Below are 26,916 nucleotides of genomic sequence, written 5' to 3' on the forward strand. Positions count from 1 at the left end.
TTTTTGAAGTAATTATGAGTTTGATTCGAAGTACAATACAGAAGAAGTTGTTGAATGTATGCATTGGCGGTATGTGTTTATTGCAAACAGTAAACGCACAGGATAAATTATATCCCAATGCATTTGCCTTAAAGGATGTGCAATTGTTGAAGGGTCCGTTTCAACATGCACGTGATCTCAACATTAAAACATTGTTACAATACGATACGGGTCGTTTACTGGCCGGTTACAGAAAAGAAGCAGGTCTGCCCGCCAAAGCAACCATCTTCGCCAACTGGGAAGGATTGGATGGTCATGTAGGTGGTCATTATTTGTCTGCATTAGCTATGAACTATGCAGCCACAGGAAATGCAGAATGTAAACGCCGCATGGAGTATATGATTGCTGAACTGAAGCTATGCATGGAAGCGAATGCTGCATTGTATCCGTCGTGGGCAGTTGGTTATGTAGGTGCAGTGCCAAATGGAAAAGATCTTTGGCCAAAGATCAAAGAAGGTGATGCAAGTGCTATCTGGAAATATTGGGTGCCTTGGTACAACGTACACAAAATGTATGCAGGTTTAAAAGATGCATGGATGTATGCAGGCGATGAAGATGCAAAAAAAATGTTCCTGCAGTTTTGTGATTGGGCAATTGAAATTACAAAAGCATTGAGCGATGCAAAGATGGAAGAGATGCTCGGCAATGAACATGGTGGCATGAATGAAGTATTTGCAGATGCCTATCAAATAACAGGCGATCAGAAATATCTTGTTGCAGCCAAACGTTTTTCTCACAGGCAAATCCTTGAACCATTATCGGTAAATAAAGATGAGCTGGATAATAAACATGCCAATACACAGGTGCCCAAAGCCATCGGCTTTCAACGCATTGGTGAACTGGCAAATGATCAAACTTATTTGAATGCCGGAAGTTTTTTCTGGGAAACAGTTACAAAGAACCGGACACTGGCATTTGGCGGAAACAGCAGACGTGAATTTTTTCCAAGTGTAGCTGCATCACATGAGTTTGTAAATGAAGTGGAAGGACCTGAGAGTTGCAACTCGTACAATATGCTCAAGCTTACACAAGATCTTTTCCGTCTGCATCCATCAGCAAAATATATTGATTATTACGAACGCACTTTGTACAATCATATCCTCTCCACTCAACATCCGGAACATGGAGGCTATGTATATTTTACACCGGCGAGGCCACGTCATTACAGAGTGTATTCAACACCGAACGAAGCTATGTGGTGTTGCGTGGGAAGCGGCATGGAAAATCACGGCAAGTACAATGAGTTTATCTATACGCATCAAAATGATTCCTTGTTCTTAAATCTGTTTATTGCATCCGAACTCAATTGGAGAAAAAAAGGCATAAAGCTGAAACAGGAAACAAATTTTCCATACGAAGAACAAACAAAACTTACTGTTACAGAAGGTGCTTCTTCTTTTTCGTTGCTCATCCGTTATCCATCGTGGGTGAAACAAAATCAGGTGAGCATATTCGTGAACGGGAAACCGGTGCAGTATCAGGTGAACAAGGATTCCTATATCAGTCTTCGCCGCAACTGGAAGAAAGGTGATGTGGTATTGGTAAAACTGCCGATGCAGACAAGGATCGAAACGATGCCGAATGTACCGGAGTACATTGCATTTCTGCATGGCCCCGTATTGCTTGCATCAAAAGCAGGTACAGAAGATTTGAAAGGACTTACTGCCGATAACAGTCGCTGGGGTCATATTGCTCACGGAAAAAAGTTACCTATCGATCAGGCACCTGTTATTGTGAGCAACAATCAATCTGCAGTTGTTGCTGCAGTAAAACCGGTGAAAGGGAAGCCATTGCATTTTACATTATCAGGTGTGGAAATCAAGAACAACAGTCGTTTGGAGTTACAACCGTTTTACCAGTTGCATGATGCAAGGTATATGATGTACTGGATGACGTTGACAAGCAATCAGTACAAACATTACATTGATTCATTAACAGTGATAGAGCAAAAGCGTATAGAATTACAAAAGCGTACCGTTGATGCTGTTACTCCCGGTGAGCAACAACCGGAAGCAGATCATTTTATTCAACAGAATAACTCAACTACAGGAAATTATCTTGATGCTTTCTGGCGGTCGGCACGCAGCAATGGTTATTTCAGTTATCAATTGTCAACGAATAGTGAAACGACATTGAAACTACTTGTTCGCTTTTGGGGTGCAGAAAAAGGAAACCGCACTTTTGATATTTATATTGATGATGAAAAACTTATTACAGAAAATATCAACGGCAAATGGAATGTTCAACAGTTCAGGGAAGTTGAATATGCTATTCCTGCTTCTATGCTCATAGGAAAGAAAACAATACGGGTAAAGTTTCAGGCATTACCGGAACACACGGCCGGGGCAGTGTATGATGTGAGATTAGTAAAAAAATAAAAATGAAAATTAGTATAAGAATTCGGGTACTAAGGAAGGCAGCTATATTGGTTGCTTTTGTTGCAGTATGTTCACTCAGCTTTGCACAACAAAAAAATGCAATCATTCCAAATAGTAAAAAGATCAGCACCGATTTATTCGGTTTGTTTTTTGAAGACATCAACTATGCAGCCGATGGAGGTTTATATGCAGAGCAGGTGCAAAACAGATCGTTCGAATACAATCCAACTGAACGCAAAGAGTGGCATCCGCTTTCTTATTGGGAATACATCACTACTGGTTTTTCATACGGAAGAATCAGTGTAGAGACAAACAATCCTGTTCACGCAAACAATCCACATTACATTGTTCTTGATGTAGAACATGTAGGCAAGGAAGAAAAATTTACAGGAGTTTCAGGTGTAGGCATTAAGAATTTCGGCTTTGAAGGAATGATTGTAAAGGCAAATGAACGCTACAATTTTGCCATGCATGCACGGCAACTCAGTAAAGAACCTGTATCATTTACAATTACGTTGCAAACACCGCAAGGAAAAATACTTGCGGAAACAAAGCTGACAACATCTTCCGTTGATTGGAAAAAATATACGGCTGTTTTAACGGCGAATCAAAGTCATGATACGGCGCAATTAGTGATACTCGCAACTACAAAAGGAAAAACAGCAATTGATGTAGTGTCGCTGTTTCCTGAAAAAACATTTCGCAACAGGCCGAACGGACTACGAACAGATCTTGCACAATTACTGGCTGATATGAAACCTGCGTTCATTCGCTTTCCCGGTGGATGTTTGGTGCATGGCGATGGTTTGGGAAATATGTATCGTTGGAAAAATACAATTGGTCCTATTGAAGAACGAAAAGCACAACGCAATATCTGGGGCTATCATCAAACAACAGGCATCGGTTATTTTGAATACTTCCAGTTCTGTGAAGATATCGGCGCCAAACCATTACCTGTTTTACCGGCTGCAGTCAGTTGCCAGAATTCAGGTGGCACATGGCGCATTGGTGGCACGGGTCAACGTGCATTGCCGATGGAAGAAATGCAGGAGTATATCCAGGAAGTATTGGATCTCATTGAATGGGCAAACGGACCTGTTACATCAACTTGGGGAGCAAAACGTGCAGCAGCAGGTCATCCTGCTCCATTCAATCTTGAATATATTGGTATTGGAAATGAAGATAAGATCACACCTGAATTTGAACAGCGGTTTAAAATGATACATGATGCTGTAGAAGCAAAATATCCAAACATTATTCTTGTTGGTACAAGCGGACCTTTTCATTCGGGTGAAGATTTCGACAAAGGATGGGCTGTTGCCAATCAATTGAAAGTAGATATAATTGATGAACATTATTATGTGCAGCCTGAATGGCTTATCAGCAATCAATACCGTTATGATGCTTACAATCGCAAAGCCAGCAAAGTTTATCTCGGTGAATATGCATCATGGGGGAATAAATTATCGAATGCCATTGCCGAAGCGTTGTATATGACGGGGCTTGAACGCAATGGCGACATTGTAAGCATGGCATCGTATGCACCTCTGTTGGCAAAAGATAAGTTTACGCAGTGGAAAACAGATATGATCTTTTTCAACAACAACAGTTACTACCTGACACCGAATTATCATGTACAAAAAATGTTTTCTGCAAACGCTGGTGATTATTATGTTGACAAAGTGATCTCAAAAAACAATGCAGATTCATTGCTGGCAGGCTCTTGTGTGTACAATAGTAAAACCGGTGATATTATTCTCAAACTTGTGAATGGCGGAACAGCAGCACAAAAGTTTCAGATCAATCTTCCTGCTTTTCAGAAGTTAATTCCTGCGGCAAGCCTTACACAGCTAAGTGGAATTGGAGCGGCAGAAAATTCATTTGTCAACAGCACTGCAATTGCACCTGTAACATCAATATTCAACATTAGTAAAAAATTCAATTACGAAACACCAGCTATGTCGCTCACGGTGATTCGGATCAAAACAAAATAAAACCAAACATGAAAAAATTCTTATTTGCATCAGTTGCATGTTTCATAAGCACATTGTCTTTTGCACAAAACCCCATCATTAAACACATGTTCACTGCTGATCCTTCGCCCATCGTACACAAGGGCACTTTATACTTATACACAGGTCATGATACTGCATCAGTAACCGCTACCAATTATAAAATGCCCGACTGGCATGTATTTTCTACAACCGATATGAAGAACTGGAAAGATCATGGTGTACAGCTTTCACCGCAAACTTTTTCATGGGCTACCGGCGATGCGTATGCGGCACAGTGTATTGAACGCAATGGAAAATTTTACTGGTTTGTTTCAACGTTTCATAAAAAGGACAGTGTGAGTAATGGTGGTGCAGCCATTGGTGTTGCGGTGTCGGACAAGCCAACAGGACCGTTTAAAGATGCAATTGGAAAAGCACTTGTGATCAACGAAATGACAACAGATAAGAAACACGCATGGGATGATATTGACCCAACTGTAATGATCGATGATGACGGACAAGCCTACATGTACTGGGGCAACGGAAGTTGCAAGTGGGTAAAGCTGAAAGAAAACATGATTGAGCTGGATGGGCCTATCAATGTAGTAGCAATCAAAAATTTTATTGAAGGCCCCTGGATTTATAAACGTAACGGATGGTATTACCTCGTGTATGCAAGTGCAGGTACGAAACCCGAAATGATTGAATACTGTATGGCCAAGAATGCAACGGGTCCTTGGGAATACAAAGGCATTATACAGGAAAATGTACCGAATAGTTTTACTACACATCCGGGCATCATTGATTACAAAGGGAAATCCTATTTCTTTTATCATAACGGCACGTTACCAACCGGTGGCAGTTACCGACGCTCCATTTGTGTGGACTACATGTATTACAACGAAGACGGAACCATTCAAAAAATTATTCAAACAACAGAAGGTGTGAAACCAGTCAAGTAATTAAAGATTAACAGCATAACTTTTTAAAGCTACCAGTTGAAACGATGAAGAAGTATTTAGTTATAACAGGATTATCGATTTGCATGATTGTTCATGTAACTGCACAAACAAAACAGGCAATCAACCCCGTTATTCATGCAGATGTGCCGGACATGGCCATGATAAGAGTGGGCAACAATTACTATATGAGCAGTACTACCATGCACATGAGTCCGGGCGTGCCGATTATGAAATCAACTGATCTTGTAAACTGGAAGTTGATCGGCTATACGTATGATACATTGGTGAGCAATGATGATATGAATCTGGAGAATGGAAAATCTACTTATGGCCGGGGTTCATGGGCCAGCAGCATCCGTTACCACAAAGGCACATACTATGTTTCGACATTTGCGGCTACAAGTGGTAAAACACATGTCTACTCAACAAAAAATATTGAGAAGGGCCCTTGGAAGCATGTTTCATTTCAACCAAGCCTTCATGATCATTCGTTGTTTTTTGATGATGATGGCAAAGTTTATATGCTGTATGGCAACCATAAACTCACGTTGGTTGAATTGAATGAAGATGTATCCGGTATTAAACCAGGTGGCTTTAATCAAGTGGTGGTAGAAAATGCAAGTGCGCCCAGCGAAAAAGTTGCAAAAAGTAATTTAGGAGAAGGCTCACAATTGTTTAAAGTAAACGGTAAGTATTATCTCTTCAATATCACCTGGCCAAGAGGCGGCATGCGTACAGTAGTGATTCATCGTGCGGATAAATTAACCGGTCCATGGGAAGGAAGAGTTGCGTTACAGGATCTCGGCGTTGCACAAGGTGGATTGATCGATATGCCTGATGGCAGATGGTTTTCTTATCTGTTTCGTGATAATGGTGCAGTAGGTCGTATTCCATATCTGGTTCCTGTGAAATGGGAAGATGGCTGGCCGGTATTAGGTGAAAATGGAAAAGTACCTGCAACACTCAACTTACCAGCAAGCAAAGGTTTGATTCCGGGTATTGTTGTTTCCGATGAATTCAATCGAAAAAAAGGAGAAGCTGCTCTTCCGCTCGCTTGGCAATGGAATCATAATCCTGATAACAGTTTGTGGTCGCTCAAAGCACGGAAAGGTTTTTTACGATTAACAACCGGCAGAGTTGACACAAGTTTTTTATCAGCAAAAAACTCGTTAACACAACGCACCATTGGTCCTGTTTGTACAGGTACAACTTCACTGGATGTTTCAAACATGAAAGATGGTGATTTTGCAGGGCTTGGCCTTTTACAAAAGAACTATGGCCTGGTGGGTGTGAGAGTTAATGGCGGAAGTAAAATGATCGTGATGATCAATGCAAGTACCGGAAAGCCTGTTGAAGTTGAAAACATTCCAATCAATCAATCAACAGTTTACTTTAAAGCCGAATGCAATTTTACTGACAGAAAAGATGTAGCCAATTTCTTTTACAGCCTTGATGGAAAAAGCTGGAAGTCTATTGGAACACAATTAAAGATGACCTACACCCTTCCGCATTTTATGGGTTATCGTTTTACGTTGTTCAATTATGCAACAAAAGAAACAGGAGGGTTTGCTGACTTTGATTATTTCAGGATCAGTGATTCAATTACCGGGAATTAAGTAAGTACAAAAAACATAAACGATTTGTAAACAAGAAATAACATGAACCGGAAACAAATTTTCATTGGCCTCTTATCGTTTTTTTTAACCGGGTATGGTACTGCACAAAATTCAGGCAGTTGGAATGGAAAACAAGCTGCCGTTGTTATTACCTACGATGATGCGATTGATGAACATTTGGATAATGCGATTCCTGTGTTGGATTCATTGCAGTTAAAAGCATCGTTTTATGTCACTGCTTTTGCTGAGTCAACAAAACGGCGATTGACAGAATGGAAAGCCCTTGCAGTAAAAGGACATGAGTTGGGTAACCATACACTTTATCACCCCTGCATAGGTGGTGTTGGGCGTGAATGGGTGAAGCCCGATTATGATCTTAGCAACTATACTGTGCAACGAATGATAGATGAAGTTCGTATGACGAATACATTCCTTCAATCACTCGATGGCAAAACCAAACGAACTTTTGCATTTACATGTGGCGATACAAAAGCAGGTGGCATTGATTTCAGCAAAGACATTCAACGGGATTTTGTTGCCATGCGAAGTGTACGGAATGAAATGCACAAGCTGAACGAGGTAAACCTGGCTGATGTTGATTGTTACATGGTGAATAATCATACTGCTGAACAAATGATTCAATGGGTAAAGAAAGCAAAGGAAACCAATTCACTGCTGGTGATTCTTTTTCATGGTGTTGGTGGCGGTAACGGTTTGAATGTATCGATTGAAGAGCACCGGAAATTTTTACGCTATCTCAAACAACAGGAAAAAGAACTCTGGATCGCTACCATGATCGATGTAGCAGAATATGTAAAACAAAAACAGCAATCGAAATAGTGGTCGGTGAGGACACCGACCACGGCAGGCAAAACAACAATCGAAATAACAAATAACTATGCGTATACATTCATTCCTTCTCACAGTAGCAATAATGTTGCTTAGCATTGCAGAGTTACAGGCACAAAATCCTTTTATTACCAATCAGTTTACTGCCGATCCTTCTGCACGTGTATTTGGCGACAGGGTATTTGTTTTTCCTTCGCATGATATTCTTGCACAGGAAGGCAAAGGTCGTGTCGGTTGGTTTTGTATGGAAGATTATCATACATTCTCATCAACCAATCTCACCGACTGGACCGATCATGGCGTGATCGTTACACAAAATAAAGTGCCTTGGGTTCGTCCTGATAGTTACAGCATGTGGGCGCCCGATTGTATTGAACGGAATGGGAAATATTATTTCTATTTCCCGACAGCAGCGAAAGATACTGTTGCGTATGGGCGTGGCTTTACCATTGGTGTGGCCGTGGCTGATAAACCGGAAGGTCCTTATGTTCCGCAAGCAACACCCATTGCAGGTGTGAGAGGGATTGATCCCAATGTTTTTATTGATAAAGACGGACAAGCGTATCTCTACTGGTCTGCAGGAAATATTTATGGCGCCAAATTAAAAGCAAATATGCTGGAGCTTGATTCAGAAGTGAAGATATTGGGTGAGTTGCCAACAAAAGGATTAAAAGAAGGTCCGTTTGTATTTGAACGTAATGGAATTTATTACATGACCTATCCGCATGTTGAAAATAAAATCGAACGGCTGGAATATGCCATCGGCACAAATCCGCTTGGGCCATTTAAGATTGTTGGTGCCATTATGGATGAATCACCAACGGGCTGCTGGACCAACCATCACTCGATCATTGAGTTCAAAAAGCAATGGTATTTGTTTTATCATCACAACGATTATTCACCCAAGTTTGATAAAGCCCGTTCGATCCGTTTAGATAGTTTGTCGTTTAATGCAGATGGAACTATTCAAAAAGTAATTCCTACATTACGTGGTGTTGGCGTAACCGCTGCCAACAAACAAATTCAGATCGATCGCTATACTCAACTGAGTGAACAGGGAACATCGATTGTATTTCTTGATACACTCAACACATTCAAAGGATGGAAAACCATCTTCAACGGTGCAGGTGCATGGCTGCAGTACAACAGTGTTGATTTTGGGAGCAAACCATTGAAAACAGTTTCAGTAAATGCAATTTCAACTGATGGAGGTGTGTTGCAACTTCGTGCCAATAGTATCACCGGACCTGTAATTGCTGAACTTCGTATTGCAAAAAGCAATGAATGGAAGTTGACCAAAGCAACCGTGCTGAAAACACAAACAGGTGTTCAAAATCTGTTTGTTGTTTCAAAAGATGGAAAGCAGGTGGAAGTTGATTGGATCAGTTTTGAATAATCCGTTCTCAGAACAAGTCAAATGCAATCATTCTATAACGATTTAAAACGTTTCAGATGGAACACAACACAACTAAATCCAGAAGAGCATTTCTTTATCAGTTAAGCCTGGCAGGATTGAGTATCCCCCTGGCTTCTTCCACCTTTGCTGATGAACAAAAACAAACAACCATGCAACAAAAGAAAGAAGGTAAGCTCGGTATTGCGTTAGTGGGTCTTGGCGGTTATGCAGGCGGGCAATTGGCTCCTGCATTGCAGCAAACTGAACATTGTTATCTCGCCGGTATTGTAACGGGTACTCCTTCTAAAATTCCTGTATGGAAAGAGAAGTATAATATTCCGGATAAGAATATTTACAACTACGATAATTATGATTCAATCAAAGACAATCCTGATATTGATATCATCTATGTTGTATTGCCCAACAGTATGCATGCAGAATATGTCATCCGTGGTTTTGCAGCGGGTAAACATGTGATCTGTGAAAAGCCAATGGCACTTACTGTAGCTGATTGTGATAAAATGATTGCTGCATCAAAGAAAGCAGGTAAACAATTATCCGTTGGTTATCGTTTACAATTTGAGCCACACAATTTAGAAATGATGCGATTGGGTACAACAAAAGTTTATGGCGATATTAAAAAAATGACAGCGGGTTTTGGTTTTATGATCGGCGATCCAACACAATGGCGGTTGAAAAAAGATTTAGCCGGCGGTGGCCCCATGCAGGATCTCGGTATTTATTGTGTTCAGGGTTTGTGCTACACAACCGGTATGATTCCTGTTTCTGTTACAGCACAGGAGGGGCCGAAAACAATAGCAGATAAATTCAAAGAGGTAGAACAATCGTTGAAATGGCAATTTGAAATGCCGAACGGTTTAATGGCTGAAGGAGAAGCAAGCTATGGAAGCAACATGAACTTTTTGAGAGCAGAAGCAGAGAAAGGAATGTTTGAATTATCGCCTGCTTATAACTATGGCGGATTAAGAGGCAAAACACCTGAAGGTCCCATGAATTTTACAAATATCAATCAGCAGGCGAAACAAATGGATGCGATGGCTTTATCAATGATGAAAAATCAACCATCGATTGCTTCCGGTGAAATGGGAAGAAGAGATGTGAAACTGATCACCTCCGTTTATGAGGCAATGGCAACCGGTAAAAAAATAAAAATTCAGTAACTGTATATGTTCGTTAAAAAAAATCCTGTAGCAATCGAATTCGCTACAGGATTTTTTTATCTGTTAGAATTTCTTTTCAACTGGTTATTCAAAAAACGGCACGTTTGGCACTGCATATTTTTTCATGGCTGTTTCATTAATATCTACACCTATACCTGGCTTCTCCGATAATGTGATGTAACTGTCTTTCACCCACTCACCATCATACGTTACAATTTCTTTGAACATAGGATTGGTGTGGAAATACGATTGCCATTCCAATATCAAAAAGTTGGGAACTGATGCACAAACATGTGCGGCAGCCATTGCACCAAGGAACGATGCCACCATGTGTGGAGCAAACGGCGTGTAATACAAATTGGCAAGGTTGGCAATACGTTGACCTTCACCAAGTCCACCAGCCTTTTGCAGATCAGGCATCACAATATCAACCGCCCCTATTTCAAGCATGCGTCTGAAACCATAAGCCAGATAATGATTTTCTCCTGCACAAATAGGTGTACTCGTACTTTCTGTTATTAATTTATATGCCTCCACGTTTTCAGCAGGAATCGGTTCTTCCAACCACATTAAATTCAGTGGTTCCAATCGTTTTGCTACTGCCTGTGCTGTAACAGCATCATAACGGCCATGCATATCCACACAGATGTCAATGTTTGGTCCAACTGCTTCTCTTGCTGCTGCTATCTGATCGTACATACGTTGCAGTTCCATAGGACTTGCCGTCCAGTTGTACGCATCATATTTATTGGGATCATTTGCCTGGTCGAGATCAAACTTAATAGCGTTGAAACCCATCTTTTTTGAATTCAATGCAGCTTCTGCAAAATCTTTTGGCGTTGGTAAATTGCGTTGATACAAAGCCGTATCGCAATACACTCTTATTTTATCACGAAATTTTCCGCCGAGTAATTGATACACAGGAATGTTCAATGCTTTACCTGCAAGATCCCATAACGCAGTTTCAATGGCTGATAAAACAGCAATATACATACCCGCCTGTGCGCCTTGAAAAAAACCACCTTTGCGGATATCTTCAAACAAACGGTGCACATTCAACGGACTTTTTCCTCTTAATCGAAATCCAAAATTTTTCACCAGATGATACGTGCCGGGAACAGCATCCACTCCTTCACCCACACCATAAATATCCTGGTTGGTATAAATTTTTACAAACAGGCTTCCACGTATGTAACCACATTTGATGTCTGTAATTTTGAGATCAGATGGAGCTGATGGTTTGGGTGTACGATCAACTGCATCTTTGTAGCCTTCACCAAAAGCCTGTATAGAAGCAAGTGGCATCAATGCCGATGCAAGTGCAGCTTTTGATAAAAATGATCTGCGTGAATTATTATTCTTCATGTAATATATTTTTAGGTAGTGAGTGAATCGATTGTTGAATAGATGTTACCAGGTTCTGTCTTTTAAGTATTGCTGTATAAATTCTTTTGGAACAGGCAGCTCACTGATATGATCGTTGAGCCACTTTGAAAAATCACGTTCAATTTCATCACTCCATCTTGCATCAATTTGTCCGGCAGTATATTTTCCTTCACGCAAACGTTGATGACCAAACAGATCTCTTAATCGAACGATCTCTGAAGTTGTAACAACACGTTCTGCAAGGTGAGGTGGAATAAATACCACCACTCCGAGTTTACCAAGCACAACATCACCCGGCATTACAGTCACTCTTCGAATACGTGTAGGATGATTAATGCCTACGATCATGGTAGTTAAATCACCGGGCGGATTATGAAAGGAAGGATCGTAGCTGGTGTAATAAGAAGTGAAGCCCGGAATTTCTTTCAATCCTTCTACATCACGCAAGGCACCATCGTACACAATTCCGTTTCCTGTTTTTGCATAAATGGCATTACCCACATTGTCTCCAATGGTAGGCCCGTTTTTTTGTGCACCAAATTGATCGGCCACATATACATCACCTTTTACAAGTATGTCAACAGCCCACGTATTTTGTCCACGCTTGCCTGCTTTTTTCCCAACTGAATCGATGGCTTTCCAAACATCGGGTCGTCCGGGCATAAACGTTGCTGTTACAGCACGACCAACCAATACACTGTCGGGATGAATCATCTGCCAGCCTTCTGCAATTTGATATGCATAGCCTGCGTTTTTCATAACGGCCCACGCTTCTTCAACACTTACATTTTTCATGCGTTGTAAAAGTTGATCGGGAACTTTTGGTCGACCGTCGGGGAAACGTTCACCTGTCCAAAGCGGTGTTAATGAAATCAAATGTTCTTTGCTGATCTGTACTTGTTGTGCCTGCAATGTTTGAAGAAATACAAGTAGCAACAACACAAGCAATCCGTTTTTAATTTTGATCATGGCGATTGTTTTTATTGAGTAATGTGGTTCATTTCTTTTTCATTTGTTTTATCAACAGGCGGACGATTATGCCACCAGCTTGCCAATGCCGAACCTGTGATATTCATCAATGGTCCAAATACAGCAGCTGCTAAACCGATAGTGGCAATTTTTCCTAATTCTTTTGCAATGCCTGATGCAAGCCCAGCATTTTGCATTCCCACTTCAATGGCAATGGTTCTGCAATCCCTTTCATTCAGTTTAAATAAACGGCCACTCCAATAGCCCAGCAGGTATCCAAAGCTGTTATGCACCAATGCAATTCCAATTAACAGTAATCCGATTTTAAGCAGGTTGTCTCTTCCGGAGGCTACAATAATTGTAACAATACAGGTAATAGCAAACATGGAAATGAAAGGCATTGCACTATCCAACCACTTCATTTTTCCTTTCAACAGTTTATTGAATAATAGCCCTGCTCCAATGGGGATGATGATCATTTTAAAAATATCCCACATCATCTTTAATAAATCGATTTCAATTAAGGCGCCGGCAAATAATTTCATCAATAGTGGTGTAACAAATGGTGCAATTAATGTAGTGATGGATGTGATGGTGATCGATAATGCAAGATTTGCTTTTGACAAGTAAGCCATTACGTTTGATGCCAGCCCGCTTGGTGAACATCCGATCAGAATAATCCCTGCTGCTATTTCAGGAGGAAAGTTGGTTGCACTCGCTAGTGTAAAGCCAAGCAATGGCATTATTACAAACTGACTTGCTACACCGATCACCACTCCTTTTGGTGATTTAACAACGGCAGCGAAATCGTTTAAACTCATGGAAGAGCCCATGCCAAACATGAGTATCTGTATGAGCGGAATAATGGTACTGCTTAACGAAAAATTACCCCAGGTAGTAAAATATTCCGGGTGCCACATTGCCAACACTACAGAAGCAAAAATGATAGCAGTGAACGAAAGGCCTTTTAATAATGCCATGCCTCTGAATGCAAATGCAAGGCTTAAAAAAAACAGGACCAACGACCAACCGGATAGGTTGATATACCCTGTGAACCAAAGTACAATGGATACGATTGCAAACAATACAGCAAGTACAGAGAAAACAATTGGTTTTGGTTTACGCTCCATGATTCATTGATTCTTTTAGTAGTTGATACAAACTTTTTAACTGACCGGTATCTCTGCTTGAAAGCAGAGATCAAATTGTGACAATAGATAGTTACTGATGCTGTAGTGCAGCAATATCAGCAAACTCACTTGCGAGCTTGGTACTTAACCGTTCGAATATTTTAAAGTATTTCAGATACATTTTATTGTTCTGCTTGTCTGGCGTAGCAAGGTCGGGCAGCACAACAGTTTTTGCAGCCTCATCAAGCGATTTGTAAATACCCATTTCGGTTGCGCTTAATAAGTACGATCCATAACTTACGCTTTGATAGTTTTGTCGTAAGCGAACAGGTTTGTTATAAATGTCGGCCACCATTTGTGTAAAGAAAGGCAACGTGCCAAAACTTCCATTGATCGAAAGGCTGTTGATTGTTCTGTGTTCTTCCAGCGTTTTTCCAATACTGTAAATTTCATAGAGAATACCTTCAATAGCAGCCCGTACAAAATGTGATTTTTCGTGTTTAATATTTATGCCAAATAAAACACCTCTTGCATTGGGGTTCCATATGGGGGCACGTTCACCGAGTAAATAAGGAAGGAAGATCAATCCATCTGAACCTGCCGGAACTTTTGATGCATCATTGATCAACTCAAGCATAGTATGCTCTAAGTCAAATGGATTTTTAAAATCACCAAACTGACGGGTGAACCATTCGAAGATGACACCGCCGTTATTCGTGGGCCCACCTGAGATATATTTATTTTCTGTAAGCAGGTAATTGAAGAAGCGCTGTTTGTCGTCCTGCATTACTTTATCACTCACTACCCTTACAGCTCCACTGTCTTCAACTGTAATTGTTGCTACACCTTCTTCATTTACACCATCTCCCAGAACAGCCATGCAGCCATCACTTGAACCAACCAGAATTTTTGTATCGGCTGATAAACCTAACGATGCCTGGTATGCTTTGTTTAATTTTCCAACCTTTGTATCTACCGGTACTAAGTCTGGTAACATCGCAGCGGTAATACCTGCAAACTTGAGTGATTCCGGTTCCCATTTTATTTTATGAATATTCAGCAATCCTGTTGCCGACGCAATACTGTAATCAATTACATACTCTCCCGTAAGTTGCTGCAGAATGTAGGCTTTCAGCGATAAGAATTTACTGACCTGTTTAAATTTTTCTTTTTCGTTGTTTTTGATCCATGCAATTTTTGTAAGAGGCGACATGGGATGAAGCGGCGTGCCGGTAGCACTGTAAATCTTTTTCCCAAGTGGTGAGTTTTTAAGTTCGGCTGCTTCTTTGTTGGCTCTGTTATCGGCCCATGTAATAGCATGGCCCATTGGATTGCCTCGTTTATCTACTGCAAGTACACTATGCATGGATGAGCTGAAACAAATACATCGTACTTTGTATTTTTTTGGATGCAGTGTTTCATTCAACAGATTTTTCAATACATAAAGCATGGTGATAAATATCTGGTCGGGATCTTGCTCGCTGTAATCGGGCTCACTGTGAAAAGTGGGACAGTATCCTTTCAACGAGCCAATGATATTTCCATCAAGATCAAATGCGTAAACTCTTACTGCATTGGTGCCGAGTTCTATAGTAATGATACATTCCATTTGAGTATAAATTAGTTTGTTCCAATATGGTTTTTTCTGAATTCGCTGGGTGTATAGCCGGTTAGTTTTTTAAACGTTGTCGAGAAATGTTGTGATGAATAAAAGCCTGTATCCAGTGCAATATCTGTGAGACTGATTTTCGGTATCTTCAATAGCTTGATCGCTTCTGAAATACGGATATTGATCAGATAGTTAAGCGGAGAAAAACCGGAATAACTTTTTACTTTCTCATTGAACAGTGTTGTACCCAATCCTACCAGTGCCGCCATTTCTTCCACCGTCCATTGGTGCGAAAGATTTTGACGTAGTTCCTGTTCCAGCTTCATGAATGTTTTCGGAAAGTCACGACCCGGGTTCGACATTCTGGTAAACTGTCTGCTTACCTGTATAAAAATTTCATCGATCAAATGATTGACCCTTGCCTGAAAACCGATTTCCTGTTTAAATAATTCCGTTTGTATTCCTTTCAGAATAACACCGGCATCTGTAAATTTTTGAAGTATAGGAGTGTGGTCCGATTGCAGAATTTTATTGATGGCATAGCTTTCGGTTTCAGATAAACTGCTCCACGCAGGATTTTCCAATTCACCTTTTTCATTTTTGCCGATCTGTAAATGGATCCATGAAAAGCAACCGATCTCCAGTACATTACTTTCATTGCCGAACGAAGTACCGGGCAATATCAATGCAACATCGCCGGGGAAAAGTATATATGACCGATCATTAATGCTCCATTCAAATTTTCCTTCCTGTATATAATACAGTTTTAAACAACGATCAATTTCACAAGGGAACCCATTGAGACGTATTGCAGGATTTTTGATTACGCCTATTTCAATAATATGCGGAAACAATCGCAACTCAGAGGCAACATTATGGCAAAGCACAAATTGATTCATATAAAAACCAGGGCAAGCTTTAGGAAATCATCGTTCCGCAATCGTTGTTATCAATAACAGCTTGCATAAAGAAAATCAATTTATCTCATCTGCATTTGCAAAAATCAACGAAGTTTTTTATTGGAAGTTTTTGCATCACAGTGTAAATACTTTAGCATAAGTTTTAGTAAAGTGTGGGATTATGCCAATTCCCCCAAGTCACTCATCACATAACCAAAACGATTGCATTATGAAGGTAAAATTTCAAGCCGTAACCAATACGGGTTTGATCCGGCTTCTGGTTTCATTCTTCCTCTTAACAATTTTTACAGCAGCAAATGCGCAAACAGTTACCGGCACCGTGCTGGATGAGGAAAGCAAACCCGTTAACGGGGCAACTGTAACAGTAAAAGGTACAAGCAAAGCAACCACTACAAATGCTTCCGGTAATTTCAGCATTAATGCTGCGGGAACAGATGTATTGGTGATTACGTTTATTGGATTTACAAACTTAGAAGTTCCCCTCAACGGCAGAACAACTGTTTCTGTAACGCTCACCCCCGCTGAAACAAATATGGAAGAAGTGGTAGTGATAGCGTTGGGAGAAAAACGTGCAGCAAAGAAATTGGGTTATTCCACAACCACTGTTAATGCGGATGAACTTGTAAGACAGCGAACCACCAATATCGGAGAATCAATGGTAGGTAAAGTTGCGGGATTAAATATCACACCTCCTGCTGCCGGTGCCGGTGCAAGTAATCAGATTCGTTTACGTGGACAAGTTGGTTTTGCGGGAGCAACGAACTCACCTCTTTTAGTTATTAACGGTCTCCCTATGGATCAGGGCGTCAGGAATGCTGAGGGCGCTGGCCAGCAACGTGACCGTGGCGATAATTTAGCAAATATTAATCCGGATGATATTGAAAGCATGACTGTGTTGAAAGGAGCTGCTGCTGCGGCACTTTATGGTTCAAGGGCTGCTGCCGGTGCCATCATCATCACCACTAAATCGGGTTCAAAAAATTCCGGTATCGGCGTTGATTTTACTTCCAGTTACACTACATCACAGGCATTGAATTTCATGGACGAAATTGTACAAACTGAATATGGCCAAGGCCAGGGAGGTAACAAGTTTACAACCGCTGCACAGATACAGGGTAATGGACAGTTTGGATGGGGAGCAAAATTAGATGGTCAACCTACGATCAATTTCGATGGACAAATGCGGCCCTATTCTGCTAATCCGCATCAACTTTTTGACTTCCTGCAAACCGGTTCAAACTTAACCAATACACTTGGTTTGTCTGGCGGTGGTCCAAACGGAAGTTTCAGAACTTCTATTTCAACAACAAGTGCAAAAGGTATTGTGCCAAGCAATGAATATAAACGCAGGATCTTCAATGTGGGGATCAATCAAACGATTGCTAAAAAACTCAAGTTGCTGGTAAACGTTAACTACGCAGATGAGGATTATATCAATCCGCCACAAATTGGTACACAGGGCGATGGTGCAGTAAACTTCTTTACCCGCATGCCAATTTCCACTCCACTCTCTGCCTATCGGGAGAGTGCGAAAGATCCGGCTACAGGAGCCGAATGGAGAACCAACGGCTTCCAGGGCACAGTGAATAATCCATATTTTGCTTTACAAAACGGTCAACGCTACAAGGAAGACAGAAACCGTTTTCTTGGAACTGCTACATTACGTTATGATATTACCGACTGGCTTTATGCACAGGGTAGATTTAACTACGATCGTGGCGATAATTTCGCAGAGTGGTTTACGCTGAATGGTACTGGTGCAAACACAAGAATTGCCACTACTACTCCCACTGTTACATACAGAGGTGGTTACAATCTGAACAAAACCACAACAACCGATGTCAATGCTGATTTCCTTGTTGGTACCAGTCATCAAATTGGAAAGTTCTCTGTTGATGCAAGCGTTGGTGGAAACACATTACGTTCGGAGTGGAAAAACATCGTACAAACAGCAACTAATTTTACTGTTCCTGATCTTTACTCTTACAGGAACGGTACAGTAAAAGGTGCAGGTGATGGTTATAATTACAGTCAGCAACGTGTTAACTCACTTTATGGCTCACTTGAATTAGGATACAATGGACTTTTATTCATTAATGCTACCGGAAGAAATGATTGGTTTTCGATTTTAAACCCAAGCAATAACAGTAAATTTTACTCATCTGTATCGGGTAGTTTTGTTTTCTCCGAACTGTTAAGTAATGTAAACTGGCTTTCTTTCGGAAAGTTAAGAGCCTCATGGGCACAGGTAGGTAGTGTTGCCTTAGTGAACCCTTATGATGGTGTACTCACATATGGTCTCGGTGCAAATCTGTTCAATGGTCAAACTACAGCAAGTATTAACGGCACCGGCGCACCGAACCCTTTGTTACAGCCATTTACCGTAACGGAAAAAGAAGTAGGTGTTGAGTTGAGGATGTTTAAAAACAAGTTGTTGGTTGATGTTGCCTACTTTGATAAAGTAACCACCGAACAGATCATCGATGTAAATCTTTCCACTGCATCGGGGTATTCTACTTCAAAACAAAATGAAGCTTCCTTAAAGAACAGCGGCTTGGAAAGTTTAATAGAATACAAAGCCGTACAAAAAAGGGATTTTAGCTGGACAACTTCATGGAACAATGCGTTTCTTAAAACAGAAGTTCTGAATGTGGGTAATCCAAGCGGAACAATCATGTTGCTTTATTTTAACGGCACAGGAAACGAATTCCTCGGCGAAATAAGATATACAGAAGGGTTGGCAATGAACCAACTTTACACAAGAACATACAGGAGAAATGCTAAAGGTGAAATCCTGGTAGGTAACGATGGTCGTCCGCTGCCTTCAAATACAAATCCCGCAGGTATTACGGGAGGTTTTAACCCTGTTGGAAGTGCCATCCCTAAATTCACAGGTGGTTGGAATAATAACTTTACGTATAAAAATCTGAGTGTTGGAATAAACATCGATTACAAGTTTGGAGGTACCGTATTAACATCCACATTGTTGAATATGACAAGACAAGGGCATAGCAAATTGTCATTGACCGGTCGTGAAGGTGGTTATGTTTTCCCGGGAGTTAATGTAAACACAGGTTTACCCAACACTGTTGCAATTACTGTTGCAGGTAATGGGTTACAAAATTTATGGACAGGTTACAGAAACGATCAGATAGGCGATCCGTTTACATTCAAGTCTGATTTTGTAAAACTCAGAAACATTTCAGTAGCGTATAATTTTACAAGTCTTTTAAATAAAGTTCCACTGTTCAACTTTATAAAAGGAATTTCATTGTCTGCTTCATGCCGCAATGTGGCCATCCTTTATAAAGATCTGCCGGGTCTTGATCCTGAAGCGGTTCAGTCATCCGGAGATATCAGAGCTGGTTATGAGAATTCATCATTACCAACTACACGCAATTACAATCTTACTTTAAATGTTAAATTCTAACGACATGCTTAAAATATTTAAACAACTGATCCTTATTGTTTGCAGCGGCTGTTTATTAACGGCATGTGATAAGGATTTTGAAAAGATAAACACGAACCCGTATGCGGTAACATCAATTGATCCTGCTCTTTTGCTTGCCGGCGCTCAACGAACTCATATCGGCACATGGAATGCAGAACATATCATTGTGCAGCAATTTGTGGTTCCTTACAACACGGGAGCAAATCAGGGTTTTAGCTTCAATGTGGATATTGATCTCAATAGTAATGCCAAGTGGGATCAATCGTATGCAAATGGAAGTAATGGTAATGCACCACCCATCAAAAACCTTACGCAGGCATTGATACTGTTGGGAGATAATACACCTCGTGTTAATTTAAAGAGCATGATCCGCATCTGGAAAGCACAGGTATTTATGGGTCTGGTTGATAACTATGGAGACGTTCCTTATTCAGAGTCGGGCAAAGCGGTTTCAGATGCTGTATTTTTTCCTAAGTATGATGATGATGCAGCCATTTATGAAGACCTGTATAAAGAGCTTAAAGAATCAATTGCTGCATTAAGTACAAGTGGTGAATATATTTCTGCTGATCTGTTCTATGGCGCAAATGCACAGCCATCAACCAGAACAACCACCGCTTCAGACCAGGTCGCAAAATGGAAAAAATTAGGCAATTCACTATTGTTACGTTTGGGAATGCGGTACAGTAAACTTGATCCTGCAAAAGCCCAGACAATTGTTGCTGAAGCATTTGCCGGTGGAGTAATGACATCAAACGCAGATAATGCATTTGTAAAAAATGATGGAACAGCTTTTTCACAACCCGATAATGCGGCGTTGCGAAATTTCTCTCAATTTAATTATGCTGCAGAGCCATTTGTAAATCAATTGAAATTAACCAACGATCCAAGAGGTAAATTTCTGATTGCACAATATCCGGATCCCGGTGCTATTGCAAATAATCTTACGCCCGATATGGTTTTAGCAAATCAATATGGCGCACCGATCGGAGTTACCAGTGATGCTATCTTAGCTGGCGCCCCTTACAGAGGTGGCAGAGGATCAGGACTTAATTACTCTCAGTTTAACGTAAACATTGTTGCTGCTCCGGGAGTACCTGAGTTCTGGGTAACGTATGCGCAAACATCATTGCTGTTAGCAGAGGCAGCGAAGAGAGGATGGGTGCCTGGTGCAGATGTACAAGCAAAGATCTATTATGATAATGCGATCACCGCCGACATGGCAGCTTATGCTCTTTACACGGGCACTACTCCTATCTCAGGTGCAGATGTAACCGCTTATTTGAATGATCCTGCTGTAGTATATACTCCTGCCGATGCATTGAGATTAATTAACACGCAATACTGGATCGTAAACATCAGAAACGGAACAGAAGCATTTGCCAATTTTAGAAGAAGCGGTTTCCCTGCGTTAACACCCAATCCTGTTCCAGGTGCGCTTGGCAGTGTTGGTTTTGCAAGGAGACTTTCTTATCCTGATCTGGAAGCATCTTCCAATACAGCAAACTATAACGCAGGCGCTACGGCTATTGGTGGAGATAAATTATCATCCAGAGTATTTTGGGATAAGTTATAAGCACAAAATGGGTTGACTAAACATGTACAACTGAAACAATTGATTGTAAATAGCTAAGCAATATCAAACTTGCAACAGCAATCTATCGTTAGCAATAGACCTTTTGTATCTACAAAGGGTCTTTTCGATACTGCATAATTACAGGGAATGAAAATATAAATATGATAAAAGAGAAACAGATCATCGGGTATCAATTTTCGGATGAAGGAAGTGAAACATTTTTTTCATACAATCCGGCAACGGCATTGAATAACGAATTTACTTTTTCGAAAGCTACATTTGCTGAAGTGGATATGGCAGTTGAAAAAGCTGCAGCAGCTTTCCAACAGTATTACAAGAAAAGCGGAGAAGAGAAAGCTGTTTTTTTGGAAACGATCGCAGCGGAAATTATGAATACCGGCGATGTGTTGCTAACAGTTTGCTGCAACGAAACCGGCTTGCCGCAAGCACGTATTGAAGGTGAAAGAGGACGAACAGTAAATCAACTGAGAATGTTTGCTGCATTGCTGCGGGAAGGTTCATGGGTAGATGCACGGATTGAAACAGCAATTCCTGATCGTGTTCCGTTACCCAAACCTGATATTCGTTTTATGCATATCGCCATAGGACCAGTTGTGGTTTTTGGTGCAAGTAATTTTCCACTGGCATTTTCTGTTGCAGGCGGCGATACGGCATCTGCACTTGCAGCAGGCTGTCCGGTTATTGTAAAGGCACACAGTGCCCACCCTGCTACATCTTCAATTGTTGGTAAAGCCATACAAATTGCTGCACGTAAAACCAATATGCCCGATGGTGTTTTTTCGTTGTTGTTTGGCGATGGTACTACAACAGGTATACAGTTAGTAAAACATCCGCAGGTAAAAGCAGTTGGTTTTACAGGTTCCTTTAAAGCAGGCAAGGCATTATATGATGCTGCTGTAAGCAGGCCTGAACCAATACCCGTTTATGCAGAAATGGGAAGTAGTAATCCTGTGTTTATTTTACCGCAGGCAATGAAAGAAAGAGGTGCAGCAATTGCAGCTGGCTATTCAGGATCTGTAACAATGGGTGTTGGACAGTTTTGTACAAACCCGGGCATTTTATTTTATAAAGAGAATGAAGACGGATTTACAAGTGCATTGAAACAGGAGTTTGAAAAAACAAACGGAGGTGTAATGTTAGCAGCTTCTATTTTTCAGTCTTATACAAAAGCTGTAGCGCAACATGTTCATGTAAATGGTGTAGCACAACTGGCAGTGGGTAATGCTGCAAAAGAAAATAATATTGCAACACCGGTACTTTTCTCAACTAACAGTGAAACATTTATTAATAACCCTGAATTAAGTGAAGAAATTTTTGGACCTGCAAGTATTGCTGTTACTACTGCAGGGAAAAAGGAAATGATCGAGATCGCTAAAAAACTTTCCGGTCATCTTACCGCTACTGTTCACGGAACAGAAGATGAATTAGCAGAGTACAAAGAATTGATCGATGTTCTCGAACAAAAAGTTGGTCGGCTTGTAATCAATGGTTTTCCTACCGGCGTAGAAGTTTGCAGTGCAATGGTGCATGGTGGACCATTCCCGTCAACTACCGATAGTAAGTCTACATCAGTTGGTACAGCAGCGATCTATCGATTCACAAGACCGGTTTGTTATCAGAACATGCCCGACACATTATTGCCGCTTGAATTAAAAAGTAAAAACACGCTTGGTATTTGGAGGTTAATTAATGGAGAAAGGACGAATAAAGAATTAAATTAGCCGACAAAAGCCAACCAATGAAATTTATAAACAGAATAAGATGAGTACACATTTAAGAAGCCACGATTGGTTTGGCAAAAAAAATAAAGACGGCATTATTTACCGGAGCTGGATGAAGAACCAGGGAATGCCTACGGATATGTTTGATGGCAGGCCGGTGATTGGCATTTGCAATACATTCAGTGAGCTCACACCATGTAATGCACATTTTCGTGACCATGCAGAAGCAGTGAAACGTGGCGTGTTGGAAGCAGGTGGCTTTCCATTGGAATTTCCGATCATGAGTTTGGGTGAAACTTTGTTGAAACCAACAGCAATGTTGTTTCGCAATTTAGCAAGCATGGATGCTGAAGAAAGTATTCGTGGTAATCCTATTGATGGCGTTGTATTATTAACAGGTTGCGATAAAACTACTCCATCAACAGTAATGGGTGCAGCGAGTGTTGGTTTGCCAACCATTGTTGTTCCTGGCGGCCCCATGTTGAATGGACGTTACAGAGGACAAACCATCGGCAGCGGTACACATGTGTGGAAGTTTGATGAAGACATGAAGACGGGCAAGATGAGCCAGGAAGAAGTTGAATATGCTGAGAGTTGTATGAGCAGAAGTATTGGACATTGTATGACGATGGGAACTGCAAGCACCATGGCAGTAATGGTTGAATCATTGGGATTAACATTGAGCGGGGCATCAGCCATACCTGCTGCAGACAGCAGAAAAAAAGTAATGGCGCAATTGAGTGGCCGACGTATCGTAGAAATGGTGAAAGAAAATTTAACTATCGATAAAATATTAACAAGAGAAGCATTTGAGAATGCGATCAAAGTAAATGCTGCTGTTGGTGGTTCATCCAATTTCATTATTCATCTCACAGCTATTGCAGGAAGAATTGGTGTTGATTTGAACTTAGAAGATTTTGACACACTCGGCAGTAAAATTCCTCTGTTGTTAAACCTGATGCCTTCAGGTAAATATCTGATGGAAGATTTTTATTATGCAGGCGGCTTACCAGTTATCCTGAATGAAATGCAAAAAGTGTTACATAAAAATGTGATCACGGTTACCGGAAAAAATCATCACGATAACATTGCAGGTAATACAGAATGTTACAATGAAGATGTGATCGCTAAATATGAATCGCCTATAAAACCGGAAGCAGGTTGTGTAGTGGTAAAAGGAAATCTTGCAACAAACGGTGCGGTCATCAAACCATCAGCAGCTACACCCGCATTAATGAAACATACAGGCCGGGCGGTAGTGTTTGAAAGTATTGAAGATTACAATGCACGCATCGATGATCCGGAACTTGATATAGACGAAACCTGCGTGATGGTGTTGAAATATGTTGGACCTGTTGGTTATCCCGGCATGCCTGAAGTTGGGAACATGGCGTTGCCGAAAAAAATATTGGAGAAAGGAATTAAAGACATGGTGCGCATCAGCGATGGACGTATGAGTGGCACAGCATACGGTACAGCTGTATTGCATGTATCACCTGAAAGTGCAATTGGTGGCGCATTGGCATTGGTGCACAATGGCGACATGATCGAACTGGATGTAGAAAAAAGATTATTGCAATTGCATGTGAGTGATGAAGAATTAGCAAAACGTAAAGCAGTATGGCTCGCTCCGAAGCCCGCAGCCACCCGTGGTTATGTAAGCATGTATATTAAGCATGTGATGGGCGCAGATAAAGGTGCTGATCTTGATTTCTTACAAGGAAGTTCGGGTAGTGAAGTAACGAGGGATTCACATTGATGATAGAAACACGGATGACGCTGATACAAAAGATAAAAAGGGTTAATTAAAAATATGAGGTTACATAAATCAACATTCACTATTGCAATAATTGTCATGCTTTCATGCAGTAATGAAGAGAAACAAACTATGAGTGAATATCAGACAACAGGAACAGTTGAACGAATCGATGCTGCATTAGATTCAATTGTTGAGACAGATGCAACGGCAGAGATCATCGCCGAAGGTTTTGAATGGAGCGAAGGAACCTTGTGGATCGAAAAAGAAAACATGCTGTTGTTCTCTGATGTTCCAACCAATACAGTTTACAAATGGACGGAAGCGAAGGGCAAAGAAGTCTATCTCACTCCTTCCGGTTATACCGATACTGTAAAGCGTGGAGGTGAAACAGGTAGCAATGGTTTGCTGCTGGATGCAAATGGCAATCTGGTTTTATGTCAGCATGGAAACAGGCAGATGGCACGAATGGATGCGCCACTCAATCAACCCGCAGCGAAGTTTGTTACGCTTGCAGATAAATATCAAGGCAAGCGTTTGAGCAGTCCGAATGATGCAGTGTACAACAGTGCAGGTGAATTGTTTTTTACTGATCCACCTTACGGTTTAGAGTCGCAAAGAGATAATGATCCCAAAAAAGAAATTCCATTCAACGGAGTATACAAAGTAAAAACCAATGGTGAAGTGATCTTATTGGTTGATAGTATTCCCCGACCTAATGGTATTGCATTCCTCCCCGGTGAAAAGCAAATCATTGTCGCCAGCTCCGATTGGAAAAACCCAAACTGGTTTATCTATGATGTGGTTGGTGATTCGTTAACGAACGGACGACTTTTTTATAATGATATTGCTTCTGCAAAAGGACAACCCGGCTTACCTGATGGTTTAAAAGTTGACAGTAAAGGAAATGTATTTGCAACAGGACCCGGCGGTATCTGGATCTTCAACAAAGAAGGAAAAGTACTGGGCAAATTAAAACTGAAAAACCCCACATCGAACTGTGCACTGAGTGCTGATGAAAAAACTTTGTACATCAGTAACGATATGCAGGTATTACGTTTTAAAATGAGAAAATAAATTATCAGCCATCGTGAAGAAATTTTTATTCCTCATTTTTCTAACTACATCCGTTGCATGTGTAGCGCAGGATTCGCTTTATAAGCTGGGGCCGGATTCGCAACGAAAAGAGGGCGTACCAAAAGGAACCGTTACAAAACACGAATGGCAAAGCAAGCTCTATAATAATTTCCGTGAGTACTATGTTTACATACCTGCACAATATGATGCATCGAAACCTGCAGCATTAATGGTTTTCCAGGATGGGCATAGTTATGTAAATGATTCAGGTGATTTTCGTGTTCCCATTGTGTATGATAATTTAATTCACGAAAAGAAATTACCTGTTACGATCTGCTTGTTTGTAAATCCGGGTCACAATACAAAGGACTATCCGCAAAACAGGTATGCGTCAAGAAACCGGGCTGATGAATATGATGTACTGGATGATCGTTATGCAATAATGCTGATGGATGAAATTATTCCTGAACTGAAAAAGAACTATAATATCAGCAACGATCCGAAGATGCATGGCATAGGTGGTTTATCAAGTGGAGCCATTTGTGCATTTACTGCTGCATGGGAACATCCTGAATACTTCAGCAAAGTGTTGAGTCATATAGGCAGCTATACAAATATCCGTGGAGGAAATAACTATCCATCGATCATCCGCAAGCATAAAAAGAAAGACATCAGAATTTTTATGCAGGATGGCTCAAACGATCTGAACAATGAACATGGTAACTGGTGGCTTGCGAATTTGGAAATGGAATCGGCCTTAAAATTCAAAGGCTATGAATTTAAATTTGAAAAAGGCACAGGCACACATAGCGGCAAACATGGAGGCAGTATATTGCCGGAATCATTGATCTGGCTATGGAGCGATATCACAAATAAATAAACAGA

The 26,916-nt window shown here is 40.8% G+C and carries 18 protein-coding genes; 13 read left to right on the forward strand and 5 right to left on the reverse strand.

Annotation, left to right across the window (positions count from 1 at the left end):
• Positions 1–14: 14 nt before the first annotated feature.
• From WG989_RS07100 to WG989_RS07130, 7 genes are read left to right on the forward strand one after another with little or no spacing between them, the layout of a single operon-like run.
• Entirely contained in the window at positions 15–2,417 is a 2,403-nt protein-coding gene (locus tag WG989_RS07100) for a glycoside hydrolase family 127 protein (protein WP_340428317.1), read from the forward strand.
• A gap of 2 nt (positions 2,418–2,419) precedes the next feature.
• Complete coding sequence (locus WG989_RS07105; protein ID WP_340428320.1) at positions 2,420–4,411, forward strand: alpha-L-arabinofuranosidase family protein; 1,992 nt, start codon at positions 2,420–2,422, stop codon at positions 4,409–4,411.
• Between the two features lie 8 nt (positions 4,412–4,419).
• Positions 4,420–5,373, forward strand: a complete 954-nt coding sequence (locus WG989_RS07110) for a glycoside hydrolase family 43 protein (protein ID WP_340428322.1) — start codon at positions 4,420–4,422, stop codon at positions 5,371–5,373.
• A gap of 44 nt (positions 5,374–5,417) precedes the next feature.
• Positions 5,418–6,989, forward strand: coding sequence for a glycoside hydrolase family 43 protein (locus WG989_RS07115; RefSeq protein WP_340428324.1), 1,572 nt, complete (start codon positions 5,418–5,420; stop codon positions 6,987–6,989).
• A gap of 42 nt (positions 6,990–7,031) precedes the next feature.
• Positions 7,032–7,829, forward strand: coding sequence for a polysaccharide deacetylase family protein (locus WG989_RS07120; protein WP_340428326.1), 798 nt, complete (start codon positions 7,032–7,034; stop codon positions 7,827–7,829).
• 58 nt (positions 7,830–7,887) lie between these two features.
• Positions 7,888–9,234 (forward strand): family 43 glycosylhydrolase, encoded by a 1,347-nt coding sequence (locus WG989_RS07125; RefSeq protein WP_340428327.1) that lies wholly within the window; start codon positions 7,888–7,890, stop codon positions 9,232–9,234.
• 56 nt (positions 9,235–9,290) lie between these two features.
• Complete coding sequence (locus WG989_RS07130) at positions 9,291–10,415, forward strand: Gfo/Idh/MocA family protein (protein ID WP_340428328.1); 1,125 nt, start codon at positions 9,291–9,293, stop codon at positions 10,413–10,415.
• 84 nt (positions 10,416–10,499) lie between these two features.
• Here the strand turns inward: WG989_RS07130 and WG989_RS07135 are convergent, their stop codons facing one another.
• The 5 genes from WG989_RS07135 to WG989_RS07155 form a co-directional block, all read right to left on the reverse strand.
• On the reverse strand, positions 10,500–11,780 hold the full coding sequence (locus tag WG989_RS07135) for a mandelate racemase/muconate lactonizing enzyme family protein (RefSeq protein WP_340428329.1): 1,281 nt from the start codon (positions 11,778–11,780) through the stop codon (positions 10,500–10,502).
• Positions 11,781–11,825: 45 nt separating this feature from the next.
• Complete coding sequence (locus WG989_RS07140; RefSeq protein WP_340428330.1) at positions 11,826–12,770, reverse strand: RraA family protein; 945 nt, start codon at positions 12,768–12,770, stop codon at positions 11,826–11,828.
• An 11-nt stretch (positions 12,771–12,781) separates the two neighbouring features.
• The gene (locus WG989_RS07145; protein ID WP_340428331.1) at positions 12,782–13,900 is read right to left on the reverse strand and encodes a bile acid:sodium symporter family protein; all 1,119 of its coding nucleotides are present in this window, start codon (positions 13,898–13,900) and stop codon (positions 12,782–12,784) included.
• 91 nt (positions 13,901–13,991) lie between these two features.
• The gene (locus tag WG989_RS07150) at positions 13,992–15,509 is read right to left on the reverse strand and encodes a gluconokinase (RefSeq protein WP_340428333.1); all 1,518 of its coding nucleotides are present in this window, start codon (positions 15,507–15,509) and stop codon (positions 13,992–13,994) included.
• Between the two features lie 11 nt (positions 15,510–15,520).
• Positions 15,521–16,408 carry an AraC family transcriptional regulator gene (locus WG989_RS07155; RefSeq protein WP_340428334.1) on the reverse strand — a complete coding sequence of 296 codons (888 nt, stop codon included), beginning with the start codon at positions 16,406–16,408 and terminating at the stop codon, positions 15,521–15,523.
• A 229-nt stretch (positions 16,409–16,637) separates the two neighbouring features.
• Between WG989_RS07155 and WG989_RS07160 the strand changes: the two genes are divergently transcribed.
• The 6 genes from WG989_RS07160 to WG989_RS07185 all read left to right on the forward strand — a co-directional run bounded on the left by WG989_RS07160 (position 16,638) and on the right by WG989_RS07185 (position 26,911).
• Positions 16,638–19,859, forward strand: coding sequence for a SusC/RagA family TonB-linked outer membrane protein (locus tag WG989_RS07160; RefSeq protein WP_340428335.1), 3,222 nt, complete (start codon positions 16,638–16,640; stop codon positions 19,857–19,859).
• A 4-nt stretch (positions 19,860–19,863) separates the two neighbouring features.
• A complete protein-coding gene (locus tag WG989_RS07165; protein WP_340428336.1) occupies positions 19,864–21,456 on the forward strand; it encodes a SusD/RagB family nutrient-binding outer membrane lipoprotein in 1,593 nt (530 codons plus the stop codon).
• A gap of 161 nt (positions 21,457–21,617) precedes the next feature.
• On the forward strand, positions 21,618–23,198 hold the full coding sequence (locus WG989_RS07170; RefSeq protein ID WP_340428338.1) for an aldehyde dehydrogenase (NADP(+)): 1,581 nt from the start codon (positions 21,618–21,620) through the stop codon (positions 23,196–23,198).
• 40 nt (positions 23,199–23,238) lie between these two features.
• The gene (locus WG989_RS07175) at positions 23,239–24,957 is read left to right on the forward strand and encodes an IlvD/Edd family dehydratase (protein ID WP_340428339.1); all 1,719 of its coding nucleotides are present in this window, start codon (positions 23,239–23,241) and stop codon (positions 24,955–24,957) included.
• 129 nt (positions 24,958–25,086) lie between these two features.
• Positions 25,087–26,031, forward strand: coding sequence for an SMP-30/gluconolactonase/LRE family protein (locus WG989_RS07180; RefSeq protein WP_340428341.1), 945 nt, complete (start codon positions 25,087–25,089; stop codon positions 26,029–26,031).
• Positions 26,032–26,044: 13 nt separating this feature from the next.
• The gene (locus tag WG989_RS07185) at positions 26,045–26,911 is read left to right on the forward strand and encodes an alpha/beta hydrolase (RefSeq protein ID WP_340428342.1); all 867 of its coding nucleotides are present in this window, start codon (positions 26,045–26,047) and stop codon (positions 26,909–26,911) included.
• The last annotated feature ends 5 nt before the right edge of the window (positions 26,912–26,916 follow it).

The sequence above is a fragment of the Lacibacter sp. H407 genome, assembly GCF_037892605.1.
Classification (GTDB): Bacteria; Bacteroidota; Bacteroidia; order Chitinophagales; family Chitinophagaceae; genus Lacibacter.